Genomic DNA, 6,811 nt, shown 5'->3' on the forward strand with positions numbered 1-6,811 from the left:
GATGCGAATCCTGGTCAGTAATGACGATGGTGTCGACGCCGCAGGCATCCGGATGCTTGCTTCGGTGCTGCGGGAGGCCGGACACGAAGTCACGGTGGTCGCGCCTGACCGCGATCGCTCCGGTGCCAGCAACTCGCTGACCCTGGACCTTCCGATCCGGCTCAAGCGCATCGACCATTACACCGTCTCGGTGGCGGGCACGCCGACCGACTGCGTGCATCTGGCGCTGACCGGCCTGCTTGAATTCGAGCCGGACATCGTCGTGTCAGGCATCAACAACGCCGCCAACCTCGGCGACGACGTGATCTATTCCGGCACCGTCTCGGCGGCGATGGAAGGCCGCTTCCTCGGCCTGCCGGCGGTGGCGGTCTCGCTGGTCACCCGCAACCACGATCCGAAGCACTTCGACACCGCCGCGCGTGCCGCAGTGGAGATCGTGGCCCGGCTCAAGGCCGATCCGCTGCCGGCCGACACCATCCTCAACGTCAACGTGCCGGATCTGCCGTGGAGCGAGGTCCAGGGCTTCGAGGTCACCCGCCTTGGCAACCGTCATCGTGCCGAAGGCTGCATCGCGCAGAAGGATCCGCGCGGCAACGACGTGTACTGGATCGGCCCTGCCGGGCGCGAACAGGACTCCGGCCCGGGCACCGACTTCCACGCGGTGCGTACCGGCCACATCTCGATCACCCCGATCCAGGTGGACCTGACCCGCTACCAGGCGCTGGAGAAAGTGGCCAGCTGGGTGGGTGGCCTCAGCGCCGCGCTGGACCGGCCGGCATGAGTCCACGCCTGCGACTGCAGCCGGAAGCTGTCGGCATCGGCATGACCTCGCAGCGCGTGCGTGACCGTCTGGTCGATCGCCTGCGCGACGCTGGCATCGTCGACGAGTCCACCTTGAACGCAATCCGGGTAGTGCCGCGCCACCTGTTCATCGATGAAGCACTGGCCTCGCGTGCCTATGAGGACACCGCGCTGCCGATCGGCCATTGCCAGACCATCTCGCAGCCCTGGGTGGTCGCCCGGATGACCGAGGCGGTGCTCCAGGTCGCGCCGAAGCGCGTGCTGGAAGTCGGCACCGGCTCGGGCTACCAGGCCGCCATCCTGGGCGCGCTGGGCCTGGAGGTCTACACCGTGGAGCGAATCGGTGACCTGTTGCGGCAGGCACGCAAGCGCTTCCGCGCACTGGGCATGAACATCCGCACCAAGCATGACGACGGTCGCGCCGGATGGGCCGAGCACGGTCCGTTCGATGCCATCGTGGTCACCGCCGCGGCGCCTGCACTGGTCGATGAACTGGTCGGGCAGCTGGCTGAAGGGGGGCGCCTGGTGGCGCCGGTGGGTGGCCCGGGCGGACAGTCGCTGGTGCAGCTGGACCGCAAGCCCGATGGCAGCATCGAACAACGCGTGCTGGCGCCGGTCACGTTCGTGCCGCTGCTGTCTGGCATGCTCGACTAATCCACGGAGCAGGGTTGCATGAAGATTTTCGGGCCGCTGTACGAGCGGGCGATGAAGTGGGCGGCGCACGAACGCGCGCCGACCTATCTGACGGTATTGAGTTTCTTTGAAGCGATCATCTTCCCGGTGATGCCGGAAGTGATGCTGGCACCGATGTGCGTGGCCCAGCCCAAGCGTGGCTGGTGGTTCGCCACCCTCAGCCTGGCGGGCTCGATGGTCGGCGCGCTGGTTGGTTATGCGCTGGGTCATTACGCTTTCGAGGCGATCAAGCCAGTGTTCGAGGCGCTGGGCATGCTTCCAGCGATCGAGCAGGGCATCACCACCGTGCAGGCGAAGATGGCCGAATCACCGTGGGCGGTGTTCACCTTCCTGGTGCTGGGCGGCTTCATGCCGATCCCGATGAAGGTCTTCACGTGGGCATCGGGTATCGTCGGCGTACCGATGCCGCAGTACCTGTTGAGCATGTTGATCGGTCGTGGCAAGCGCGTGTTCGTGCTGGCCGCGGTCATCCGTATCGGTGGTGCGCGTGCCGAAGCGGCGCTGCGTCGCTGGATTGAACCGCTGGGCTGGATCGCCACCGTGCTGGTGGTGGTGCTGATCGCCTGGCTTGTATGGAGGTCGAAGTTCGCATGAATCCTGATCGTCTGAGCAAGGGAGTGCGCATCGGCGCGCTGGCGTTGCTGGTTTCCACACTGGCCGCCTGCGGTACCGCCACCGTGGTCCGCCCGGGCGGCGGCAACGCTGGTGGCGTGACCACGCCGAAGACCTCGGTACCCAAGCCCGGGCAGACCGTGGTGGTGCGCAAGGGCGACACCATCTATGCGCTGGCCCGCATCCATGACATCACCCCGGCCGACCTGATTGCCTGGAATCGTCTGGACAACCCGTCGACCATCTACCCCGGCCAGGTGATCCGCCTGTATCCGCAGGGGGCCACCAGCGGCCGTGCGCCGACCACGGTGGTCACCCCGCCGCGTTCGGCTGGCAGCAGTGGCGGCAGCACCGCGCCGGCCCCGGCGCCGGTCGGGCCGGTGAAGAGCAACATCGCCTGGCGCTGGCCAGCCGATGGCGCGATCGTCGGCCGCTACGTGGCCGGTGACGCGACCAAGCAGGGCGTGGACATCGCCGGCACCAGCGGCCAGCCGGTCAAGGCAACCGCCAACGGTGTGGTGGTGTACTCCGGTGCCGGCCTGGTCGGCTACGGCGAACTGATCATCATCAAGCACAGCGACCAGTGGCTGTCCGCCTATGGTCACAACCGCAAGCGCCTGGTGAATGAAGGGCAGAGCGTGAAGGCTGGCGAGCAGATCGCCGAAATGGGCCGCACCGGTGCGAACCGCGACATGGTCCACTTCGAGATTCGCTACAACGGCAAGCCGGTCGATCCGCAGCAGTACCTGCCGGCACGCTGATCACCGTGTGATCGGGTAGCGCCGGGTCACGCCCGGCGGCTTTCCGCGCCGCGTCGCGGCGCCGCCCGAGCATGGGCTCGGGCGCTACAGAGTACGTGTGATCCAGGGTACCGCCGGGCCAGGCCCGGCGACGCCACGTCAGCCTTCGAGAATGAAGGCGGCGGCGACCTTGCGGCCTTCGCCGGCCAGGATGTTGAAGGTGCGTGCGGCAGCCGGATTGTTCATCACTTCCAGGCCGATGCCGCGGGACAGGCAGGCGGCCATCACCACCGCCGGCGGGAACACCTGGCGGTCACCGGTACCCAGCACGATCAGCGCCGGGTTCAGCGCCAGGATCGGCTCGAGGTCCGCCAGCTGCAACGCAGCGGCACTCGCCACCGGCCAATGCGCGACCAGCTGGTCCGGGGTCAGGAAGAAGCTGCCGTCCAGCACCTGGTCATTGACCTTGGCCGAGCGGCCATCGGCGGCGCGCAGGCTGTAGGCGTAGTCGGGTGGTTCGTGGTTCAGCTGCATGACGGTAGGGCGATCAGCCGCGCGGCAGCACGATCTGGCGCTGTTCCCTGCTCGGGCGGTACAGCACGGCGACGTGGCCGATGCGCTGCACCAGCGCGCTCCCGGTGGCTTCGACGATCTCGCCGATCATCACGTCACGGGCGTCGCGATCCTCGGCGGCGACCTTCACCTTGACCAGTTCGTGGCGCTCCAGCACTTCGTTCAGCTCAGCGATGAAGGCCGGGGTCACGCCCTTGCCGCCGGTCTGCAGCAGGGCCTTCAGGTCGTGGGCTTGGCCGCGCAGGAAACGGGTCTGGGAGGCGGTCAGGGCGATGGACATGCAGGAAAACACGGTTGAATGGGGCGATCAGGGTATCATGAGGACCCCATCAGCCCCTATTTTCAATGGCTACCCGCAGCAAAAGCAGCCAGCGCTGGCTCAAGGAACACTTCTCCGACCCCTTCGTGAAGAAGGCGCAGGCCGAAGGCATGCGCTCGCGCGCCGCCTACAAGCTCGAAGAGCTGCTTGAACGTGACCGGCTGCTGAAGCCGCACATGGTGGTGGTCGACCTCGGCGCGGCACCGGGCGGCTGGTCTCAGCAGGTTCGGAGACAGATTGGCGACACCGGCCGCGTGCTGGCCCTGGACATCCTGGACATGCCGCCGCTGGCCGGCGTGGAGTTCCTTCATGGTGACTTCAGGGAAGAAGCCGTCCTATCGCAGTTTGAAGCCATGCTCGGGGATCAGCCGGTAGACCTTGTGCTGTCGGACATGGCCCCCAATAAGAGTGGTGTAGGCGCGGTCGACCAGCCGCGGATGATGCACCTGGCGGAGCTGGCCCTGGATTTTGCCGACAACCACCTGAAGACCGGTGGGGCATTCCTGATCAAGCTGTTCCAGGGCGAGGGCTTTGACGACTACGTGCGCGAGATGCGCCGCCGGTACGACAAGGTCTCCATCCGCAAGCCGGAAGCCTCGCGCAAGCGCTCTCCCGAGGTGTACGCCTTGGGTCAGGGAAAACGCGCCCACATGAAGTAAGCTCGCAATGTACGCAAGTTCGACCCCCACGCAACGCCAGCACTGAGAGGAACACCGGAGCCAATGAGGATGAACGACTTGACCAAGAACCTCCTGCTATGGGTGGTCGTCGCCGTCGTGCTGATGGTGGTCTTCCAGAGCTTCTCGCCGAAGTCCTCCGGAGCCGGCGCGCAGGGTGCGTCGTACTCGCAGTTCCTGGACCAGGTGGACAGCGGCAACGTGCAGAAGGTCGCCTTCGGCGGCGACATGCGCGGCGGTACCAGCCAGCTGACCTACACTACCCGCGGCGGGCAGACATCCACCATCACCGCACCGTTCGATCGCGACCTGATCAACGTGCTGCGCACCAAGAACGTGGAGATCGTGCAGGAGGAGCCGTCCAGCGGCATCTCCCTCGGCGCGATCCTGATGAATTTCCTGCCGGTCATCCTGATCATCGGCTTCTGGTTGTTCATCATGCGCCAGATGCAGGGCGGGGGCGGCGGTGCCAAGGGTGCGATGTCCTTCGGCAAGTCGCGCGCCAAGCTGCAGGGCGAAGACCAGATCAAGGTCACCTTCGCCGACGTCGCCGGCTGCGACGAGGCCAAGGAAGAAGTGGGTGAACTGGTCGACTTCCTGCGCGACCCGTCCAAGTTCACCAAGCTGGGCGGCAAGATTCCGCGCGGCGTGCTGATGGTGGGCCCGCCGGGTACCGGCAAGACGCTGCTGGCCAAGGCCATTGCCGGCGAAGCCAAGGTGCCGTTCTTCTCGATCTCCGGTTCGGACTTCGTGGAAATGTTCGTCGGCGTCGGCGCCAGCCGCGTGCGTGACATGTTCGAGCAGGCCAAGAAGCATGCCCCGTGCATCATCTTCATCGACGAAATCGACGCCGTCGGTCGCCACCGTGGCGCCGGCCTGGGCGGCGGTCATGACGAGCGCGAGCAGACCCTGAACCAGCTGCTGGTCGAAATGGATGGTTTCGAGGGTGGCGAAGGCGTGATCGTGATCGCCGCGACCAACCGCCCGGACGTGCTGGACCCGGCGCTGCTGCGTCCGGGCCGTTTCGACCGCCAGGTCGTGGTTGGCCTGCCGGACGTGAAGGGCCGTGAGCACATCCTGAAGGTCCACATGCGCAAGCTGCCGCTCGCCGACGATGTCGAGCCGATGGTGATCGCGCGGGGTACCCCGGGTTTCTCCGGTGCTGATCTGGCCAACCTGTGCAACGAGGCTGCCCTGTTCGCCGCGCGTGGCAACGAGAAGGAAGTCCGCATGGACCACTTCGACCGTGCCCGTGACAAGATCCTGATGGGTGCCGAGCGCCGCTCGATGGCCATGAGCGAAGAAGAGAAGACCCTGACCGCCTACCACGAAGCCGGCCACGCCATCGTCGGCCGCCTGGTGCCCGAGCACGACCCGGTCTACAAGGTCACGATCATCCCGCGCGGCCGTGCGCTGGGCGTGACCATGTACCTGCCGGAAGGCGACAAGTATTCGATGAACCGCGTGGCGATCAAGTCGCAGCTGTGCTCGCTGTACGGTGGTCGTGTGGCCGAGGAGCTGATCTTCGGTGCCGACAAGGTCACCACGGGCGCTTCCAACGACATCGAACGCGCCACCAAGATGGCCCGCAACATGGTCACCAAGTGGGGCCTGTCCGACCAGCTCGGCCCGATCGCCTATGGCGAAGAGGATGACGAGGTGTTCCTGGGCCGATCGGTCACCCAGCACAAGAGCGTGTCCAACGACACCGCGCGTCGCATCGATGAGGAAGTGCGCAAGATCCTCGACGAAGCCTACGCGCGCACCACCGAGCTGATGACGGCCAACCTGGACAAGCTGCACGCGATGTCCCAGCTGCTGCTGCAGTACGAGACGATCGACGCGCCGCAGATCGACGCCATCATGGAAGGCCGCGATCCGCCGCCGCCGGCCGGCTGGAGCAAGTCGAACAAGGATGGTGGCAACGACAAGGGCGGCGACGCCCGTCCGCTGCCGCCGATCGCGGGCCCGGCCGAATCGCACTGACGGCCCGCTGTACGTGACACCAGACGAGGCCGGGGCAACCCGGCTTCGTCGTTTCCGGGCTACCGGCCCATTCCGAAGAACCGAACTGACGCTGGAGCCCGCATGTCTGCCCCGAAGCCCGAACCGATTTCCCACACCGCCGAAATGGTCATCGCCACCGTGGTCGGCGTGGGTGTGGGCCTCGGAGCCGACAATCTGCTGTTGGGCTGCGTGGTGGGTATCGCGGTCGGCATCGTGCTGAGCATCGCCAGGACCCTGTACGTGGACCGCAGGCGCCGCCGCCGTTGAAGGGTGTCGGCAGGGCTGCGCCCTGCACCTGCTACGAGCCAGAGCAACAGCAACAGCGGTATTCCGTGGTTTGGCGGGGCGGTGTCGGAGGGCGGGGTGTCAGCCGCATCCATGCGGCTGAC

9 protein-coding genes are annotated in these 6,811 nt (G+C 66.3%); 7 read left to right on the top strand and 2 right to left on the bottom strand.

Translation table 11 applies throughout. The features are described 5' to 3' along the window. Position 1 precedes the first annotated feature (1 nt). Genes surE through RCF13_RS24685 form a run of 4 tightly spaced genes read left to right on the top strand, consistent with a single transcriptional unit; the run spans position 2 to position 2,867 of the window. On the top strand, positions 2 to 781 hold the full coding sequence (surE, locus tag RCF13_RS24670; protein ID WP_061480162.1) for a 5'/3'-nucleotidase SurE: 780 nt from the start codon (positions 2 to 4) through the stop codon (positions 779 to 781). Further along, positions 778 to 1,455: a protein-L-isoaspartate(D-aspartate) O-methyltransferase gene (locus RCF13_RS24675; RefSeq protein WP_134968049.1), complete on the top strand. Its 678-nt coding sequence runs from the start codon at positions 778 to 780 to the stop codon at positions 1,453 to 1,455. The genes surE and RCF13_RS24675 overlap by 4 nt, the downstream gene beginning before the upstream one ends. 18 nt (positions 1,456 to 1,473) lie before the next feature. Next, the gene (locus RCF13_RS24680; RefSeq protein ID WP_005416033.1) at positions 1,474 to 2,088 is read left to right on the top strand and encodes a YqaA family protein; all 615 of its coding nucleotides are present in this window, start codon (positions 1,474 to 1,476) and stop codon (positions 2,086 to 2,088) included. Next, complete coding sequence (locus RCF13_RS24685; protein ID WP_005416034.1) at positions 2,085 to 2,867, top strand: peptidoglycan DD-metalloendopeptidase family protein; 783 nt, start codon at positions 2,085 to 2,087, stop codon at positions 2,865 to 2,867. The genes RCF13_RS24680 and RCF13_RS24685 overlap by 4 nt, the downstream gene beginning before the upstream one ends. 138 nt (positions 2,868 to 3,005) lie before the next feature. Here RCF13_RS24685 and RCF13_RS24690 read toward each other — a convergent pair whose 3' ends face one another. Together RCF13_RS24690 and yhbY are read right to left on the bottom strand one after the other, a co-directional pair. Beyond that, a complete protein-coding gene (locus tag RCF13_RS24690) occupies positions 3,006 to 3,380 on the bottom strand; it encodes an Mth938-like domain-containing protein (protein ID WP_061480160.1) in 375 nt (124 codons plus the stop codon). Between the two features lie 13 nt (positions 3,381 to 3,393). Then, a complete protein-coding gene (gene yhbY / locus RCF13_RS24695; protein WP_057495897.1) occupies positions 3,394 to 3,699 on the bottom strand; it encodes a ribosome assembly RNA-binding protein YhbY in 306 nt (101 codons plus the stop codon). Positions 3,700 to 3,764: 65 nt separating this feature from the next. Here yhbY and rlmE point away from each other — a divergent pair, with 65 nt between their 5' ends. The 3 genes from rlmE to RCF13_RS24710 all read left to right on the top strand — a co-directional run bounded on the left by rlmE (position 3,765) and on the right by RCF13_RS24710 (position 6,689). After that, complete coding sequence (rlmE, locus tag RCF13_RS24700) at positions 3,765 to 4,397, top strand: 23S rRNA (uridine(2552)-2'-O)-methyltransferase RlmE (RefSeq protein WP_006431652.1); 633 nt, start codon at positions 3,765 to 3,767, stop codon at positions 4,395 to 4,397. A gap of 69 nt (positions 4,398 to 4,466) precedes the next feature. Beyond that, the gene (ftsH, locus tag RCF13_RS24705) at positions 4,467 to 6,401 is read left to right on the top strand and encodes an ATP-dependent zinc metalloprotease FtsH (RefSeq protein ID WP_005416038.1); all 1,935 of its coding nucleotides are present in this window, start codon (positions 4,467 to 4,469) and stop codon (positions 6,399 to 6,401) included. Between the two features lie 102 nt (positions 6,402 to 6,503). Continuing rightward, on the top strand, positions 6,504 to 6,689 hold the full coding sequence (locus RCF13_RS24710) for a hypothetical protein (protein ID WP_061480158.1): 186 nt from the start codon (positions 6,504 to 6,506) through the stop codon (positions 6,687 to 6,689). The last annotated feature ends 122 nt before the right edge of the window (positions 6,690 to 6,811 follow it).

This window comes from Stenotrophomonas maltophilia group sp. RNC7, assembly GCF_030910085.1.
Lineage (GTDB): Bacteria > Pseudomonadota > Gammaproteobacteria > Xanthomonadales > Xanthomonadaceae > Stenotrophomonas > Stenotrophomonas sepilia.